Below are 18,424 nucleotides of genomic sequence, written 5' to 3' on the forward strand. Positions count from 1 at the left end.
GTAATATTATATCATTTTTTTAGTTATTTTAATATCTAAAAAATCATAAGAAAGCACCATGAAGGTGCTTTCACTAATTTTATTTATTATATTTTTATATAACTATGAAGGATTTCACTTAATTTTATATGTATTTTATTTTATTACTAAACCAATGATATTGCCAAATCCATATATCTGTTCTTTAGTTTCAAGATAGTATTTTTTATTTTGAAATATCTTTTATACATATTTATTATGTCAGTATTCATAACATCACAATTTTTTTCCAGTTCATCTTGAATTCTTTCTCTTAATTTTACTCCCTTTTTTTCATAATAACCTATTAAATATTCAAGTATAAATAGCTGTCCTCTTTTCATTTTAACGTCCTCCTGTTGTTTTTTGTTCTTTGTTGTCTAAATTATAGAACAGCTATTATGTAGAAATTTGTCGAAAAATAGAACTATAAAGCATATTTTTGTAAAAATTAGTATTTATATGCTTAATTTACTTTAATTTAACTGAGTAAAATGGTAGAATATTGTCAGATATAGTCGAAAAAGAAGCTTAAAAGGATTTCTTAAATTAAAAAGGAATGTTCAAATGATTAAAATTAACTACGAAAATTTAGGAAAACAAATAAAAAAATATAGGAAACAAAAGAAATATTCACAGTCAGATTTAGCAAAAAGGATAAATAAATCGGTTCAGCATATAAGTAAGATTGAAAGAGGAATAAGCAAAGCTTCTCTTCAAACGCTCGTTGATATAACCAATGCCCTAGATATCAGCATGGATGAACTTTTAAATATGAGTGTAAAAAAGAGTTCGGATAATTTTTTAAATAAAGATTTTTTAAATATATTTTCCGATTGTTCTTTAAAAGAAAGAACTTTTTTAATGGAGAACTTATTATTTTATAAAGCTCAGTTAAAAAGAATAAAAAATGAAGATAATGAAAATTCAATAAAGCAAATATAGATAGATGTATACAACAAAAAAACAGCACATATGCGCTGTTTTTTTATTCATATCGGGGCACTACGCCGACTAACGTCGATTCCGCGCCCCTGACTCTTCAATTTATTCGCTCCTAAGAGTAACAAGGTTTATTTCAAAAGGATTAAACACCCTAAAATTCACAGTATAATTCCCAAGTCCGGCACTTACTATCATCTTTGTATCATTCAAAGTATATAAACCATGATAATACTTAGGGAACCAATCCTGATCGGGAGAAAGAAGTCCGCCTTTAAAAGGGATCCTAACTATCCCTCCGTGAATATGTCCCGTCAAAATCAAATCAACTTTACTTTTCTCATATACTTCAAAATACAGCGGGTCGTGAGTCAAAAGAACATTAAATTTATCTTTTTCAAATGTCTTTTTATTTATTGTCTTAGCAAAATTCCTCTCTGTATACTTGATATTGGAATTTTTTAAATCATTTTGAGTAGAGTAATAAATCAAATCTACGTTAAGTCCATACATATTTATATATGAAGAACCTTTTCTTACTTGAACCTTTTCATTTTTAAGTACATGGACCCCAAGACTTTTAAGTGAATCTGTATAATCATCATATACACTTACATTATTATACTGAACCAGCTGTTCGTGATTTCCGTCTATATAGTAAACCGGATAATTTTTAGTGAGTTTTCCCGCTAAATTTATAAATACATTCCCTTCATCATCGGTGGAATTCATCATATCCCCGGTGCAGACTATTATATCGGGGTCTATCTTATCGATTTTCTTGATTAAATTTTTATTATTCTTTCCATACTTTCTCGAATGTAAATCGGAAAGCTGCAAAATTTTATATCCGTTGAAACTGCTGTCTATCTTATTAGAAACTATATCTGTCTTATCCACGGTAATCAAAGAGGTATTTTCAAAATATAGATATACAAAAAGCAGTAAAATAGCTATTAAAAAACAAATTTTAAATTTTCTCAATTGAAACCTCCTTAATATAGTTTATCAATTATTATATCATAATATGTTTTTTTACCCAATGTTATATAAAATTTTTATGAAAGTAATTTTTATGATATAATATAGACCGTACTTTTTAAAACAAAAAATACCAAAAATTTTCGCTCAAGCCACAAAGGCTAAAGCAGTTGCTAAAAAAGATCTAATAGTTTCTTTGAAACATTCATCGAGGCGGCATTATATTGAGTGGAAATACGTATTTATAATTACAAACTTATTTAAAATGATAATTTAATTAATATATATTTAAACATTAAGGAGAAGATATGAAAAAGGAAGATTTAAAAGATATAAAACTGTTCGTACTCGATATGGACGGAACGATTTATTTGAGCAATACTTTGATAGAAGGCTCACTGGACTTTATAAATCATCTAAGAAAAACAAATAAAGGTATCCTATTCTTTACAAACAATTCTTCAAGAACAGGTGAAACATACGTCGAAAAACTCAATAATATGGGATTTAAAGTAGAGGATAAAGATGTAATGACTTCAGGAGATGTGACCATTAAATATCTTCAAACAAAATATAAGGATAAAAAAGTTTATCTTGCAGCCACACCTAAAGTCTATAAAAGCTTTAAAGATGCAGGAATTGATCTTGTTGACGAAAAGCCGGATATCGTTGTTATTACTTTTGATACCACGCTTACATATGAAAAACTGGATAAAGCCTGTCATTACATCAGAAACGGAGCACTGTTCTTAGCAACGCATTTAGATATAAACTGCCCTACCATAGACGGGTTCATGCCCGACTGCGGTGCTATGTGCGAACTTATTACCAAATCTACCGAAGTAAAACCCAAATATCTGGGAAAGCCTTTTAAAGAAACGGTAGATATGATAGTTGAAAGCACCGGATACAAAAGAGAAGAAATCGCTTTTATAGGAGACAGGATTTATACTGATGTTGCAACGGGAGTAAATAACGGAGCAAAAGGGATTTTGGTTTTAAGCGGAGAAACAAAAAAAGAAGATATAGTAAAATTTGATACTGCTCCGGATTTAATTTTCGATAAAGCCTTTGATATGATACCTTATATAAAATAAAAAGAATGATTATATCATTCTTTTTATTTTCTTTCTTTAATTGTTACATGAATAACATCCCCTGCCTGCTTACCTATCTTTGCTCGGATATCTTTTCTTATCCCGATTATATGACATGGGGTTTTCATTTTTACAAGACTTCCGTCATAAGGAAAATCATCAAATGTAGCATGAACTTTAACTCTGCCTTTATTAAATTCCACTTTAACATCATAAGGAAATTCAATATACGCCCCGTCAATGCCTTCTACTTTTTTTATCATAGCATTAAATTTATATGTTTTTTCATTCATAATCATATTATTTTCTTAATTTTTATTTATATTCTCATTATATTCATCTACAAATATTTTTGCATTTACACTATCGGATATATAATCTCTTGATATACCATTATAATTCTGACTGGTCTCGGAGCCTTTACCCAAAATAGATATTATCGTTTCTTCATCTCTATAGGTATTTAACGCTTCTTTTATGGCTTCCGTCCTATTTTCTATTACTTTGATTTTTTTATGATTTGGAATAAAATCCATGATCCCCGAACATATATTATCAAAACTTTCATAAAAGGGATCGTCTGAAGTAAGGATTATTTCGTCGCAGTTTTTATGACACAATGTTCCTATTTCTTCTCTTCTATTGAATGCCTTTCCTCCCGGAGCACCTATTATACATATATGCTTTTTATCTTTAAATTCATCTTTGATAAATTCAAAATACCTTTTAAGACTGAGTTCATTATGAGCATAATCAACAATCAAAGTCTTCTTCCCGTCTTTGGTTTTATATATCTCTCCCCTGCCTTTTACGGCAGAACCCAAGATACCTTTAAAAATATATTTATAATCTATACCTAGTATTTCACAAACTATAATCGCAGCTATCGCGTTCTCCACATTATATAAACCTTTCATTAAAAGGCTGTAGCTTTTTACTTTATCTCCATGGACTAAATCAAAAGAAGTAAATGTATTGTTTTTCTTTATATTTACCGCCTTATAGTCAGCTTTATCATAAATTGAAAATGTAAAAATCTTATCTTTTTCTTTATTGTCTAGCACTGATTTTATTTCATCATACCTTAACAAATCTTTATTGATAACTATATATTCGCTGTTTTCAAGAAGTTTTATTTTTGAAGAAAAATAATCATTAAAATCTTTATGTTCAACCTCTGAAATATGGTCATATCCAATATTCAAAAATACTCCCACATTAAACTTTGCTCCATGAACCCTATTATATTTATATGCTATTGAAGAAATCTCACATACAAAATATTCAAGGTCATTATTTACTGCACTATTTAATAACTTATAGAATTCCAAGCTCTCGGGAGTAGTCAGTGAGGATTCACTGACTACACTTCCGTCATAAGTATCAATAGTAGAATTTATCCCTGAAAGCATTTTGCCCTTACTTTTCAAAAATAAATCAAGGATGTTTTTAATAAAAAAAGAAGTTGTACTTTTTCCTTTTGTTCCGGTTATACCAATTAGCTTAAGCTTTTCCGATTTATCTCCATAAAACAATTTAGATATGAGTGCCAGAGATTTTCGTACGTCTTTTACTATAATATAAGGTATATCATCGCTATACTTCTTTTCGCTTATATAGAGCCTGCAGCCTCTCTTTATGGCATCTGTTAAGTACTCTTCTTTAAAATTCAGACCTTTACAGATAAATACATTTTTATCTTTTACCGCTTTTGAATTATAAGTCACATCACTGACGATTTCACTTATACTTAAAATATTTAAATTAACTATTTGACTTTCTTTGTTTAAGATATTTATAATATCTGCTACTTTTATTTTCATTACATTTATTCCCTCTTAAAAAATATGTTATAAACATTATACACTAAATAATATCTTCATAGCAGCATTTAATCATATATTAAAAGTATCTTCATTTCATCTTAAGAATTTAAAGCATTTAAAAACATTTCATGAAATTTTGGAGCATGTTTCTTTAGATTTACAATCTTCCCTCTATGTAAAAAACAATGTTTGCTGTAACCGATATTTACTATTTCACCGCTTTCTTTATTTGTGATGATATACTTAAGCTCCAGCCTTATACCATTATATTTTACTATATCCACATGAATTATTACTGTATCATCGAAATATACCATATTCTTATATTCACTCCTGACTTCAAGCACGGGAGATATGATTTGAGCTTCTTCCATCTTCTTATAGCTTATTCCAAGCTTATCCATAAAATCTATCCTTGCATCTTCATACCACCTTATATAGTTTGAATGGTGTATTATACCCATTTTATCAGTCTCGTAATATCTTGCTTTATGTTCATAATCCTTCATTTTATACTCCTTATGTTTTAAAATTATTTTTTAAAATTTTAATTGATATATTTATTATAACTATAATAATTTCAAATTGAAAGAAATCGAGTTTTAAATATATTTTAAATAATAAATCATTTACACCAACATTCATGATGATTATCATTTTATAATTTATAACAATATAAAAATCATGGGAATTATAATGATTGATCCCAAACAGATTTATAACTGATATTATAAAAATAATGAAGGTAAAAAATGTGGGGGATATAAAAATAATGAATATCAAATAACTTTACTATAAGACTTTTATAATACAAAGATATTAAAATATTACAAATAAAGTTATTGACAATGTAAATTTTAGATAATAAAATGCAAATATATTTATAAAAACTGATACAAAAAAATATTATATACACAAATATTAAAACTAATAATTTAATAAATAAAACACTTATAAAATCAGATTATAAATTAGAAATTAATAAAAATTTAAATTATATCAATAATAAAAACATTATAATAATTAAGGAAACATATGAAAAATTATAAAAGAGATTACCCCCTATTATCACTGTGCGGATTGAACTGCGGATTATGTATCATGCATATTGACGGATACTGTCCCGGATGCGGAGGCGGAGACGGTCATCAGTCATGTAAAATAGTAAAATGTGCTATTAAAACAAGTTCACCGGAATTCTGTAGCTTATGCAGTAAGTATCCATGTAAACATTATGAGCACATAACAGATTTTGATTCATTTATAACACACCAAAATATGTTTGATAATCTAAAAAAGTTAAATAGAATAGGAATAGAAGAATATAAAAAAGAATTAGAAGAAAAAATCAAAATATTAAATCTATTATTAAATAAATATAACGACGGAAGGAAAAAATCATTTTACTGCCTTGCGGTAAATTTACTTGAACTTATTGATATAAATGAAATTATTTTAAAATTAAATGAAAAAACAAAAAATGAAACCGATATAAAGAAAAAAGCAAAAGTTGCACAAGAATTATTTAATTCATCGGCAAAAAATAGAAATATTACTTTAAAACTTAATAAGAAAAAGAAATAATTTTATTAAAAATATAACAAACATTATAAATGATATTGAAGCTAAAGATAATAAAAACGAATTAAATTTAAGCAAGGAAGCTTTATCAATACTAAAACATGCTTCAAATGCTACAGGCAGAATAGTTAAATTAAATCATTTAGGAGGACTTTCTATATCGGCTGATAATATTCAATTTAATAATCCTGCAGATAATAGAGATACCGCTAAATGGAAAAATGCGTTTAATGAATTATTACAAAATAATTTAATTAAAGCTACAGGTAATAGTAATCAAATTTTTGAAGTTACAAATAACGGATATGTATATATAGATAATCTTAATTAATTTGACTTTAACAAAATATGATTTACTAGTTCAACTCGTCTCTACAAATAAGTATTTTCTTTTTTTTAAGAAAATAAAAAAAATACTTGCATTTGCTCCTTTTTCGTGTATAATAAAAAAGGACTGTTCACAAGGCCCCTTGGTCAAGCGGTTAAGACGTCGCCCTTTCACGGCGAAAACAGGAGTTCGATTCTCCTAGGGGTCACCAAGTTAGAATTATAACTACCGATTAGGTAGTTTTTTATTTTTTAGAGTTTATAAAAATACTTTATTTTATATTATAAGTTAAAATGTGATAATAAATTAGTTATTAGATTTTATTACAAATAAAAATAACTATAAAGTAAAAGATAATTAGATGTAATAGTAAATAGAAAAGACTGCTTATAGCAGTCTTTTTTTATCTTATTGGTATTTGTAATTCTGTCAGCCATTCATCTTCACTGTCTTTGTTCCATATCCCGTCTATGTAACTAAGCCTCGGATAATCAATTATTTCATAATTATTTTCGTTTATCCATTTAAACAAGAAATTAAATACATTTGAAATACTCTCATAGCTTCCTTTATGCATAGCACTTACGACTTTTACGCTTTCGATTTTTTTGAATTCTATACCATCTACTTCATTACCATAATCCGTTACTGCTTCACAGTATTCGATATTTATGTTTTTCTCTTTGTATTCTTTATCCAATTCTGCTACGAAACAATATTCCGGATTTAAACATTTAAGGTTAGGGTTTGCTTTTTGTACTTTTTCTCCAAGCTTAGGAATTAAAGTAAAAAGTGCATCATAGTTTGGAAGCAGCATTTTTTTAGAGTAGACGATACATTCCGGCGTGTTCTTGATTACAGCTTGATATTTCATTAAAACTTCCTCCTCTTTTTTATCTAGAATAAAATTAAGTTTGGAAAGTTTATTGTTTATTTCGATAAGTTCACTTTGCAGCTCACTTTTTTTACTGTTTAAGATAAGTCCCATGTCATGCCCGGACATCATTGATTTGATTTCTTTTATTGAAAATCCTATTTGTTTTAATGAGTTGATATAATGTATTTGAATCAGTTGGTTTGTGGTATACAATCTATAGCTTGTACATTTATCCACTTTTTCGGGCTTTAAAAGATTTATTTCGTCGTAATATCTTAAAGTCTTTATCGGTGTTCTGCAAAGTATTGAAAATTGACCTATCTTGTACATAACTTTCCTCCCTAACTAAATTCTATTCCCTCCAGTTACGGGAGAGTCAAGAGGTTTTAGTATTTCTTTTTATAATATAAGTAAGATCCTAAATATAAAATTAATATTATTACCATTGGAATACTTAAAAATATTGATATTTCCTTATATTCCATAAGTCCTGTTATAAAGCATCCGATCGCAAGTATATATATACTTAAATTTAAAGTCATGGATTTTGCATTGTTTTCTATAAAAATTAGTCTTTCGTCTTCAAATTCGTTTATCATTGCTTCAAATTTTTCTTTGTTTTTTTCTTTTATTTTATAACTTATTAGTAATATTAAACTACATAATGAAATCGAAGTCGTAAATCCCATGATGTAATAATTTTGTTTTATAATACTAAATATCAAGAATATAACAGCTGTTAAAAATAAAATGATAAATAATTTCTTCATATTGTTGTATTTTTTCATTCTTCTTCCTCCTCAAAAATAAAAACATCCTCTATAGTTAAATCAAATACTTTTGCAATTTTATATGCAAGCATTATGGAAGGGTTATATTTTCCATTCTCTAAAGATATTATCGTTTGTCTGGATACATTTAATTTTTTCGCCAGTTCTATTTGTGTCATTGAATTTTTCTTTCTTAGTTCATTTATTATATTTTTAATGGTATTTCCCTCCTTATTTATGATGTTAAGTATACTTTACATTTTTATAATACAATATAATAGATAATATGTCAAGCATGCTTTACATAGTTTTATAATAATAATTTAATTATCATATAACTTAAAAATAATAAAGGGGGCATATACTTACTTAACAAACTAGCGGAGGGCATAATGAAAAGAGTAAAGATATTAATTATGATACTTTTAATTATGGGGTTATTTACAGGGTGTTCTAATTTAAAATCAGAACATGTTGATTTATCAAATATAACTGTAGATAATATAAAAATTGGCACTGATATAAGTAATATAGATTTTTCAAAATATACCAAAAGCAATAAGTATTCGGGGGACTATAGATATAAGTTTGATGAACTTTTATTAAATACAAATAAAGACAAAGTATCGTTTATATTCACTAGGTTAGACGAAAAGAAAACTGAATTTAAAATTAATTCTAAGGGGAATATTAAAACCATAAGTGATGTTACAAATATTCTTGGAGCGGATTTTAAAGATGTATCTCAGGATAAGGAGCAGTCGCTGAGAAAACGTACTTATTATGATAAGATCAACAACATAAAAGCAGATTTTATTTATCTCGATTTGGATCAGAGTATTTCCTGGGTAGAAATATATTATGCATAATATTATTTTGATTTAATATAATTAAATAATCAAAAAAAGACAGAATATCATCTGTCTTTTTAAGTTTAATATAATTACTGAAACATTCCAAAACTTATAGAAAGCCCTTCGTTTACTTTATTCATCGTACTCATATCCACGTGACCTATTTTTTCTCTAAGTCTTTGTTTATCAATTGTTCTGATTTGTTCAAGAAGTATCACACTGTCTTTATTAAGTAATTCGCTGTTTGCCGAAAGGGAAATATGTGTAGGTAATTTTGCTTTATCCATTGATGAAGTTATTGCCGAAACAATAACTGTCGGACTGTGTTTGTTTCCTACATCATTTTGAATAATAAGGACAGGTCTAAGCCCCCCCTGTTCGCTGCCTACAATAGGGCTTAAATCTGCGTAATAAATGTCTCCTCTTTTTACACCCATATTTCTATACTCCAATTTTAGCTATATTTTAATTTATTTTGTCTTTTTCAAATTTATAAGGTTCATATTATAATATTTGAAAAAACTTAACTATGTTACTAATAAAATATTTGCCATGAATAGAAATTTTTATACATTTATAATTTAAATTTTTGTAAATAAGTAATATTTTTCTTTTATATAAATATATTTTACAAGGAGTATATTTAGGAGGATTAAAATGGAATTTGAACAAATGGTAAAAAAGATAAATTTAACTAGTAAAGAAGACAATATCGAAGTAGTCACAGAGGTATTTGAGAACGTTAAGATATTGGACAATATGTCTAATATAGAAAGAATATTACTTAGTAATACCGAAGCGGTAATAAAAAATATTTCCCTTAAAAACGGGAAATTTGTTTTAAAAGGGGTACTAAAGCTTAATATTTTATATTTGGGCGAAAACGAAGCTTTAGCCTCAGTAGATAAAAATATTGAATTTTTCGTTAACCTCGGCGAAGGGGAAAAATGGGATAAGATATTTAACTTAAGGGCTAGTATTGCAAGTATTGAAACGAGAGTCATTAAGAAAAGAAGGATAGAAGTAAGTGCAAATGTTAAAATAAGCGGAGTCAGTATAATTCCCGAAGATATAAACGTAATGAGCGATAATAATATAGGTGGTCTTGAAATAAAAACCAACACCGATGTATGTTCGGTATTTGATTTAAACAGTACCAAGGAGACTTTTACATTTAAAAAAGACGTACCTTTATCCGACAGCGTAAATGTTTTATTTGTATTTGCAAAACTCAGAGATGTCAATACAAACGCTTCGGGGGTTGGTGTATTATACAGTGCTAAAGTAGAGGTCACATTGATTTATAAGATTGGATTTGAAGATGACAGTGATACAAAAATTGAAAAACTAATTTATCCTATAAATCATTTTATAGAAAAAGATCCTAAACTGAAATGTGATTATTATAATATAGTTCCAAGCGTAGAAAGTGTGAGCGGAGAATACGTTATGGATGATGAGGATTCGTATATCGAAATAACTATGGAACTGATTTCAAGTACACTTTTCTGTGAAAAGAAAGAAGTAAACATTATTGAAGATGCTTACAGTACAAACAGAAATACTCTTCCTGTTTTAAAAGAACATAGTATCGTAATGCTCGGAAGTGACTTTGAAAAGAAAATGAAAATAAGTAACAGCAAGACTTTGATTGATACCGATATGATCGGCGGCGTTATCGGTGATATGGAATATGTAAAATTTGATTATTCCGTTGAGGAAAGTATACTTTCCGTAGAGGGCAGTGTGGTTACTCAAGTAGTTACATATATAGATAATGACAGCAGATATTATGTCGACACTATAAATGTGCCTTTTGAATTAAAAGAAGAGATAAGCGGCGGAGAAAATCTTGATTTGTTCGTAGATGTAAATGTGAATAATCTTGTGGTTACAAGTTTAAATCAGACTATCAGCATTGACGGTGAGGTTGTAGTAAGCGGATATATGTTTGATACAAAGGAAGTAAGCGATATAGCTTCAATAGAAAATATTGAAGCCGAAGAGGAAACCGTAGACAGTATCAAGGTCAAAGTATATTATAAAGAAAAGAATGAAAGTCTTTGGGATATAGGAAAGAAAAACCTTATAGCGAAAGAAGACATTTTAAAGATGAATGACTTTGAAAGTGAAGAAGATGTTTTGGAAAGCTGTCCGTTGATAATAAAATAGGTATGACCGATTTATTTACTTTTTGATATTATCTTGATATAATATGTCATAATTTAACGCTATAAGAGGTAACTTATTTGGGATATACGATTTATGAATATTTATGTTTTTTTATGATATATAGTTTTTTAGGCTGGGTAACGGAAATAATCTTTCAAACCATAAAAGAAGGTCATTTTATCAGCAGAGGATTTTTAAGGGGGCCGGTATGTCCGATATACGGATTTGGATTATTACTGGTAATACATTTTTTAGAGCCCTTAAAATCCAACTTGCTAATATTATTTATCGGTTCTGTTATATTTACCACATTGCTGGAATTAGCAACGGGATTCGTTTTGGAAAAAATTTTTTCGATCAGATGGTGGGATTATTCAAAAGAAAAGTTTAACTTAAATGGTTATATATGTCTTGGCTTTTCGATTATATGGGGGCTTGCATGTGTATTTGTTATAAATATCATTCATCCTTTAATATATACTTTTGTTACATTTATTCCCGAAAAAGTTGGGATTATAGCAGTTATTGTATGTTCGTTAATATTTATTTTAGATACGATCCTTACTGTGGCTACAATACTTAAGTTCAAATCCAAACTAAAAAGATTATCTCAAATCGGCGATAAACTCCTTGAATTTTCAGATGGGATTGGTAAGCATATTTCCGATGAAACCCTTATTGTTGCCGGCAAAACCGATAGGCTAAAAGAAGATATGTATCTTGAAAAGCTTGCATTTAAACAGCTTAGTGAAGAAAGAAAAGATATAATTGAAAATTATTTGATGAAGTTCAGATATTTAAGTTATTTAAAAACGCATCCTAAAATTCAAACATCAAAGTACAGAGATTTACTTGATGAAATAAAAGAGAATATCAAAAAAAGAAAGCAATAGATCTTGCTTTCTTTTTATTTATACTAAAAGCTTTTGATTGACACCTTTTTAGAATGAATATATAATTTAATTAATAGTACGTTTTATTAATTATTTATAATTTTTATACTACTATGATTAAGTATAAAAGGAAGGTAATTCCAATGCCAAATAAAATAAATAATGAATTGTTTAGTCCCGAGTGGATGAGTGAAGTATTATCTACTTCCAAGACAGGACTTTGGATGATGTCAATAGACATGAAAAATAATATTAATAAAATGTATGGCGAAGATGTTATGCTCGATTTGCTCGGACTTAAAGAAGCTTTGGAACCCGAGGCTTGCTATGCCCATTGGTATGATAGGATAAATGAAAGTTATCTCGACGATGTATGGGAAGCTGTTGAAAAAATAATAACAACAGGAAAGCTCGTTGAAGTACAGTATCCATGGAATCATCCCATTTTCGGTGAAATTTATGTTAGATGTGCAGGTAAGGTAGAGAGTGAAGATAATGGTGTTTACACTATAAAAGGATATCATCAGAATATCAGCGATTTAAGAAACTTAAAAGAAGATATTTTAAAAAAAGAGCAAAGACTGAAAGAAATAGAAGAAGAGAAAAATAGATATAATGATTTATTGCAGTCCGTTTTATGCGGAATCGCTCAGTATAAATATATCGACGGGAAAATTCAATTTAAAAGAATAAACAGAGAAGCTATAAAAATTCTTGGTTATTCTGAAGAAGATTTTTATAAAAAGAAAATTTGGACATTAGATGATATATATGTTAAGGAAGATAAAAACAGAATTTCCAAAGAAAATAGTAATTTAAGGAATGCAGGGGATAAATCCATTATTTTTGAATGCAAAATAAAACGTCCAAACGGAACGACTTGCTGGGTTCTTAGAAATGCACAGATAATATTAGATGAAAACGGCGAAAAAATTATCCAAAGTGTTTTCTTGGATATTGATAAGCATATAAAAGCCGAAAAAGAAAACAGGGAACTATCCGATAAAATCGCAGCAAACAATGCTCTTCTTAGGGTTTCTATGGAAAATACAAATATATGTGATTTTACATATTATCCGGATGAAAAACTATGTGTCATGCCCAAGCGAACCAGCGAAGTTTACGGATGTAAAGATAGATATGATAATATGCCCAAAGATTTTGCAGAAGAATATATAGATAAAGGCTATTATGATGATTATTACAGAATGTATGATGATATTCACAAAGGCAAAAAAACCGCCGTTTCTATTTTTAAGGCAAAAAACAGAGATCTATGGTGCAGGGTCACTTTGTCTACGGTTAGGTTTGATGAAAGTGGTAAACCTAAACTTGTGGTAGGTATTGTAGAAGATGTTACCAAAGAAAAATCTACGGAAATTCAAAATATTGAACTTAATGCAATAAGTGAGTTTATGATACGTTCGGATTATGAATTTTTAAGTATAGTAGATTTGGATAAACAGCAATATTCAATAAAATATTCAGCATTGGAAGATGCTATGTTAAAGCCTATAAGTTATAAACCGCAAATTGATAAAGGTCTTCGTGACGATTGGGTTTATGATGAAGATAGAGAAGAGTATAGAAGACAAATGAGTCTTTATAACATATTAGATGAATTAAACAGCGGAAAAGAAATGATAAACGTTTATTTCAGATCGAACCAAAACCCTCCTAGACATAAAGAATGCAGAATATGCTATTTTGAAAATAATAAGAAAATACTTATAACACTTCGTGATATTCATGATATGATACAAAAAGAAGAAAACAATAAAATAGCTCTAAAAGAAGCTTACGAATCAGCGGCAAGAGCAAACGAGGCAAAGAGTGAATTTTTATCAAGAATGTCTCATGATATAAGAACGCCTATGAATGCTATTTTTGGTATGACTTCTATAGCAAAAAGTAATTTAAATAATCCGGTTAAGGTACTCGAGTGTTTGGATAAAATCACAATTTCCAGTGATCATTTATTAAATCTTATAAATGAAGTTCTCGATATGTCTAAAATCGAAAGCGGAAAACTTTCATTGACATCGGAAAAAATAGATTTATTACACTTGATAGAAGATGTTGTTACTATAATTTCTCCTGATATAAGTAAAAAGGAACAAAATTTATCTTTAGATACGTCGGGAGTAATTCATTCTGATGTCATTAGTGACTCGTTAAGATTAAGGCAGGTCCTTTTAAATATCTTATCAAATTCTATGAAATATACTCCAAAGGGCGGAAATATAGAATTAAAAGTTAATGAAGTAAATTCTACTTTAGAAGGTTATGGCAGATATGAGTTTATTTTTAAGGACGATGGTATCGGAATGGATGAAGAGTTTATAAATAAAATTTTTGCTCCATTTGAAAGAGCCGATGACAGCAGGATAAATAAAGTCCACGGCACAGGACTGGGAATGGCGATTACAAAAAGTATAGTTGATTTAATGTCCGGAGATATTATAGTAGAAAGTAAAAAAGGCAAGGGCTCCAAGTTTACGGTTATAGTAAATATTAAACTTCAGGATGCAAGTGAAATATATAATAAAAGATTTATAGATAAAAATATATTAGTAATAAGTGATGATAGTAATTTTATAAATGATATAAAAAATATATTGGAAAATGTAGAGTTAAACGTAGAAAATATCAGTTCAAAAGAAAGATTATTATATATATTCAAGGAAATAAGAAATAAAGAAAAATCCTATTTTAATATTATAATTGATTGGGATTATAAAGATATAAACAGTGTTGAGGATATAAAAAATATAATAGAAATAACAAATCATAAGACGCCTATTACCGTTTATTATAACGGAAAGTGGACAAATAAAGAGAACGAGGCAAAACTCGCAGGTGTTTCTATGTTCAGCTCCAAACCGGTGGTCAAATCAAGGGTTTTGTATCAGCTTGATTACTTCCTTAAAAATGATGTAGATAAGGATAATAGTAATAGAAATATAAAAGTAGATTTAAGTACAAAAAGAGTTTTACTTGTTGAAGATAATGAACTTAATATGGAAGTTGCAAAAGAACTATTAAAAATAACAAAAGTTGATGTAGATACTGCTGAAAATGGTAAAGTAGCTTATGAAAAAATAAAAAATACAAGTCCAAACCATTATGATTTAGTGTTTATGGATATACAAATGCCTGTAATGAACGGATATGAGGCAACTAAGAAAATAAGAAAATTAGATAGAGACGATGTAAAATCTCTTCCTATCATAGCAATGACGGCAAATGCATTTTTGGAAGATATAAGAGCCGCAAAAGATGCAGGGATGAATGAGCATATCGCAAAACCATTGAGTATAGAAACATTTGTTAATACAATGGAAAAATATTTAAAAGACCGCTAGTAATCAGCGGTCTTTTTATTTGACGGGCACTGCGCCTGCTTACGCAGATTCCGCGCCCTCTTTATATTCAATCATTATAATTTTAATAGTTTTTCAAGTGCTTTTACATAAACTTCCGTAGCTGTAAGTAAGGTAGAAACTTTAAATGTTTCATTGCTTTGATGAGCATTTTCATCGTCGTCCGGAAGCAGTGCTCCAAATGCAACTACATTATCGAATGCTCTTGCATAAGTTCCTCCGCCAAGTGTATATGGTTTGTTTTTACTGTCTCCGGTTACTTCTTCATATGCACTTTGAAGAGTTTTAACCAAAGGAGAATCCGGCTCAACATAAAGAGGAGCTTTATGTTCTATTACTTCGAACTCATATCCTGTTTCACTGAATGACTTCTTAAGTATATTAAATACTTTTTCAAAATCTTCTGTTAATGGATAACGGATATCTATGGTTAATTTCAATTCTCCGTCCTTTGCTTCCACCACTCCTGTGTTTAATGTAAGAGGTCCGTATTCATCTTCCATTTTTAGCCCGCAGTTTTCACCCAGATAACCTTTTCCTATAAGATCGTTGTAATTATTTACTAAGGTATTATCTTTCATTACAGAGCCTAAGAATTCCATTAAATAGCTTCCTGCATTTTTACCTTCCCATGGAGTTGATGCATGGGCAGACACCGCATTGAGTCTGAGTGTTATTTTATTATCTTTCTTTTCTAAGACTTCTCCTGTTAATTTATGTTCATTTATATATTCATAAAATTTTTCTTCGATATCAATATCGCTGTTGTTTTCTAATGTAACGATCATTTTAGGGATAACTACATTTGCGGCTTCCCCGCCTTTTAATTCTATTATTTTTATTTTTTCATCATCTATGTATTTACCTTTTATATTTATTTGGCAGATACCTTTTTCTCCGAATATTACAGGGAATGCTGCGTCGGGAGAAAATCCCATTGTTAAGTCTTCTTCAACTTCTTTGTAGTGTTCCATACATTTAAATCCCGTTTCTTCATTTGCACCAAATATTACTCTTATTCTTTTATTGAGTTTTGTGCCCATGTCCATAAGTACTTTTACGGCATACAGTGAAGCTATAACCGGCCCCTTATCGTCATTTGCTCCTCTTGCGTAAATAACTCCGTCTTTTACTACGGGGATATATGGATCGCTATCCCATCCGTCACCTTCAGGGACCACATCAACGTGTCCCAAGATACCTATTAAATCTTTGCCTTCTCCGACTTCTGCATATCCGCAGTAGTTATCTAAATTTTTTGTTTTAAATCCCAGTTCTTCAGCTATTTTAAGGGCTTCGTTAAGCGCTTTGGCGGGACCTTCACCGAAAGGCATTCCTTCTTTTGGTTCTTCCTCAACACTTTTGATGCTTACCAGTCTTTTAATATCGTTTACCATATTTTTTTCATATGATTTTACTTTTTCGTTTATATTCATTTTTATCCTCCAACTATCTCATGAATTAATAACATTGTATCACACGTAAATTATAAAGCAAAGTTTTTATTAATAAAAGAAATGGTAAAAGAATACATTTAAATAAAGACTTTTTAAAGGAGAGAGATGTGAAATTACAATGCTTACATTTTAATAATAGGAAGCTCTACAGTTATATTACTCATTTCGACAGTGAGTATTATTTATTTTGTGAAGACGATGAAAATGATATTTATTCTTTGGTAAAATATGATAAAGAAAAGTCAATTGCCAGGGATATTCTTGTGTTTGATAACTACTTTGATTTTAAAATAGATGACTACGACAAAAGTATATATATTATGGGTAGAATGATGAATAAACTCGCCGTTTATAAAATCAAGAAAAATGTCATCATTCATGTTTTTGATTTTAAAATCAAGACTTATGATAAAATCATAGATTTTTTTGTAATCAAGGGATATGTTTTTTTCTATTTAAGATCGGTTGATTACAGTGAGCTTGTACTATATATGTATGATAAAAAAGATGATTTTATATTAGTTGAAGACATAGTTTTGAAAAATTTATTGAATGCTCCCTTGCTTTTCAGTGATGAAAACAGAGATATAGTTGTTATAGAAGAATTCTACATAAAAAACTTTTTTACTTCTTTTGATTTAAATGATGAAAATAATTTTAAAAATAATATTTATTTGATACCTCTAAGAGAACTTATACATAGTATAGTAAGTAAAAAGAATATTTTTTATGATATTTTAAGGTCAAATAAAGGTTTGAATTATATAACAATAATAGGACAAACGATTAATGAAGTAGTTTTATTTTTATCTAAACCATTTTATGAAAATGAGATTTTATATTATGATGTTTTAAATGGAAAAATAAGTAAAAAAGTTAAAACAACTAATATATTTTTAAACAGCATTAATCTAGGTAAAGATATATATTTTAAAGCTACCAATAATTATGATAATGAAATAATTTATGATAGTGAAATAAATAAAGTTTTTTCGTGGCAAAAGAATGATTTGCTCAGTGCATTTATGTTTCTCGGAGAGGTTGAAGGAAGGTATTTGGTATTTAAAAAAGAAAATATTTACGCACTTGAAAATGTGTATAATATTTTTGATAAAAAAAGCGGATTTACCAAAACTTTTTCTTCAAAACTGGTTATTATAAACGACGATATTCTTCTTTAACATTAAGAAAAAAATAAATTTATTTTTACATCATAATATGATAAACTATAGGAAATGGGGTAAT

At 28.6% G+C, this 18,424-nt stretch carries 18 protein-coding genes and 1 tRNA gene; 9 read left to right on the top strand and 10 right to left on the bottom strand.

Going from position 1 to position 18,424, the window contains the following annotated elements; genetic code table 11:
* Positions 1–146: 146 nt before the first annotated feature.
* Complete coding sequence (locus Q0516_RS07220) at positions 147–362, bottom strand: hypothetical protein (RefSeq protein ID WP_294466967.1); 216 nt, start codon at positions 360–362, stop codon at positions 147–149.
* A 223-nt stretch (positions 363–585) separates the two neighbouring features.
* Between Q0516_RS07220 and Q0516_RS07225 the strand changes: the two genes are divergently transcribed.
* Positions 586–963, top strand: coding sequence for a helix-turn-helix transcriptional regulator (locus Q0516_RS07225; RefSeq protein WP_294466969.1), 378 nt, complete (start codon positions 586–588; stop codon positions 961–963).
* A 102-nt stretch (positions 964–1,065) separates the two neighbouring features.
* On the opposite strand, the gene Q0516_RS07230 is transcribed toward Q0516_RS07225, so the two are convergent.
* Positions 1,066–1,944 (bottom strand): metallophosphoesterase, encoded by an 879-nt coding sequence (locus tag Q0516_RS07230; protein ID WP_294466972.1) that lies wholly within the window; start codon positions 1,942–1,944, stop codon positions 1,066–1,068.
* A gap of 305 nt (positions 1,945–2,249) precedes the next feature.
* Between Q0516_RS07230 and Q0516_RS07235 the strand changes: the two genes are divergently transcribed.
* Positions 2,250–3,038 carry an HAD-IIA family hydrolase gene (locus Q0516_RS07235; RefSeq protein WP_294466975.1) on the top strand — a complete coding sequence of 263 codons (789 nt, stop codon included), beginning with the start codon at positions 2,250–2,252 and terminating at the stop codon, positions 3,036–3,038.
* A gap of 23 nt (positions 3,039–3,061) precedes the next feature.
* Here the strand turns inward: Q0516_RS07235 and Q0516_RS07240 are convergent, their stop codons facing one another.
* The 3 genes from Q0516_RS07240 to Q0516_RS07250 all read right to left on the bottom strand — a co-directional run bounded on the left by Q0516_RS07240 (position 3,062) and on the right by Q0516_RS07250 (position 5,373).
* Positions 3,062–3,331: a DUF1905 domain-containing protein gene (locus tag Q0516_RS07240; RefSeq protein ID WP_294467066.1), complete on the bottom strand. Its 270-nt coding sequence runs from the start codon at positions 3,329–3,331 to the stop codon at positions 3,062–3,064.
* Between the two features lie 15 nt (positions 3,332–3,346).
* On the bottom strand, positions 3,347–4,861 hold the full coding sequence (murE, locus tag Q0516_RS07245) for a Mur ligase family protein (RefSeq protein WP_294466977.1): 1,515 nt from the start codon (positions 4,859–4,861) through the stop codon (positions 3,347–3,349).
* 101 nt (positions 4,862–4,962) lie between these two features.
* Positions 4,963–5,373 carry a YbgC/FadM family acyl-CoA thioesterase gene (locus Q0516_RS07250; RefSeq protein ID WP_294466980.1) on the bottom strand — a complete coding sequence of 137 codons (411 nt, stop codon included), beginning with the start codon at positions 5,371–5,373 and terminating at the stop codon, positions 4,963–4,965.
* A 526-nt stretch (positions 5,374–5,899) separates the two neighbouring features.
* On the opposite strand from Q0516_RS07250, the gene Q0516_RS07255 reads away from it, so the two are divergent.
* Positions 5,900–6,448, top strand: coding sequence for a DUF3795 domain-containing protein (locus Q0516_RS07255; RefSeq protein ID WP_294466984.1), 549 nt, complete (start codon positions 5,900–5,902; stop codon positions 6,446–6,448).
* Positions 6,449–6,909: 461 nt separating this feature from the next.
* A tRNA-Glu gene (locus tag Q0516_RS07260) sits at positions 6,910–6,984 on the top strand.
* 192 nt (positions 6,985–7,176) lie between these two features.
* On the opposite strand, the gene Q0516_RS07265 is transcribed toward Q0516_RS07260, so the two are convergent.
* Genes Q0516_RS07265 through Q0516_RS07275 form a run of 3 tightly spaced genes read right to left on the bottom strand, consistent with a single transcriptional unit; the run spans position 7,177 to position 8,638 of the window.
* A complete protein-coding gene (locus Q0516_RS07265; protein ID WP_294466987.1) occupies positions 7,177–7,980 on the bottom strand; it encodes a MerR family transcriptional regulator in 804 nt (267 codons plus the stop codon).
* 56 nt (positions 7,981–8,036) lie between these two features.
* The gene (locus tag Q0516_RS07270; protein WP_294466990.1) at positions 8,037–8,438 is read right to left on the bottom strand and encodes a hypothetical protein; all 402 of its coding nucleotides are present in this window, start codon (positions 8,436–8,438) and stop codon (positions 8,037–8,039) included.
* Positions 8,435–8,638, bottom strand: coding sequence for a helix-turn-helix transcriptional regulator (locus Q0516_RS07275; RefSeq protein WP_294467068.1), 204 nt, complete (start codon positions 8,636–8,638; stop codon positions 8,435–8,437). Before Q0516_RS07275 ends, Q0516_RS07270 begins: the two co-directional genes overlap by 4 nt.
* A 174-nt stretch (positions 8,639–8,812) precedes the next feature.
* Between Q0516_RS07275 and Q0516_RS07280 the strand changes: the two genes are divergently transcribed.
* Entirely contained in the window at positions 8,813–9,289 is a 477-nt protein-coding gene (locus tag Q0516_RS07280) for a hypothetical protein (RefSeq protein WP_257480845.1), read from the top strand.
* A gap of 74 nt (positions 9,290–9,363) precedes the next feature.
* Here Q0516_RS07280 and Q0516_RS07285 read toward each other — a convergent pair whose 3' ends face one another.
* Complete coding sequence (locus Q0516_RS07285) at positions 9,364–9,711, bottom strand: type II toxin-antitoxin system PemK/MazF family toxin (RefSeq protein WP_007050443.1); 348 nt, start codon at positions 9,709–9,711, stop codon at positions 9,364–9,366.
* A gap of 220 nt (positions 9,712–9,931) precedes the next feature.
* On the opposite strand from Q0516_RS07285, the gene Q0516_RS07290 reads away from it, so the two are divergent.
* The 3 genes from Q0516_RS07290 (at position 9,932) to Q0516_RS07300 (ending at position 15,704) form a co-directional block, all read left to right on the top strand.
* The gene (locus Q0516_RS07290) at positions 9,932–11,446 is read left to right on the top strand and encodes a DUF3794 domain-containing protein (protein ID WP_294466991.1); all 1,515 of its coding nucleotides are present in this window, start codon (positions 9,932–9,934) and stop codon (positions 11,444–11,446) included.
* Positions 11,447–11,559: 113 nt separating this feature from the next.
* Positions 11,560–12,339 carry a putative ABC transporter permease gene (locus Q0516_RS07295; protein WP_299237540.1) on the top strand — a complete coding sequence of 260 codons (780 nt, stop codon included), beginning with the start codon at positions 11,560–11,562 and terminating at the stop codon, positions 12,337–12,339.
* A gap of 143 nt (positions 12,340–12,482) precedes the next feature.
* Positions 12,483–15,704, top strand: a complete 3,222-nt coding sequence (locus Q0516_RS07300) for a response regulator (RefSeq protein ID WP_294466995.1) — start codon at positions 12,483–12,485, stop codon at positions 15,702–15,704.
* Between the two features lie 74 nt (positions 15,705–15,778).
* Here the strand turns inward: Q0516_RS07300 and pepV are convergent, their stop codons facing one another.
* Complete coding sequence (pepV, locus tag Q0516_RS07305; RefSeq protein WP_257480849.1) at positions 15,779–17,158, bottom strand: dipeptidase PepV; 1,380 nt, start codon at positions 17,156–17,158, stop codon at positions 15,779–15,781.
* 128 nt (positions 17,159–17,286) lie between these two features.
* Here pepV and Q0516_RS07310 point away from each other — a divergent pair, with 128 nt between their 5' ends.
* Positions 17,287–18,360 carry a hypothetical protein gene (locus tag Q0516_RS07310; RefSeq protein WP_257480850.1) on the top strand — a complete coding sequence of 358 codons (1,074 nt, stop codon included), beginning with the start codon at positions 17,287–17,289 and terminating at the stop codon, positions 18,358–18,360.
* The last annotated feature ends 64 nt before the right edge of the window (positions 18,361–18,424 follow it).

Origin of the sequence: uncultured Anaerofustis sp., from assembly GCF_938029165.1 — a bacterium.
Classification (GTDB): domain Bacteria; phylum Bacillota; class Clostridia; order Eubacteriales; family Anaerofustaceae; genus Anaerofustis.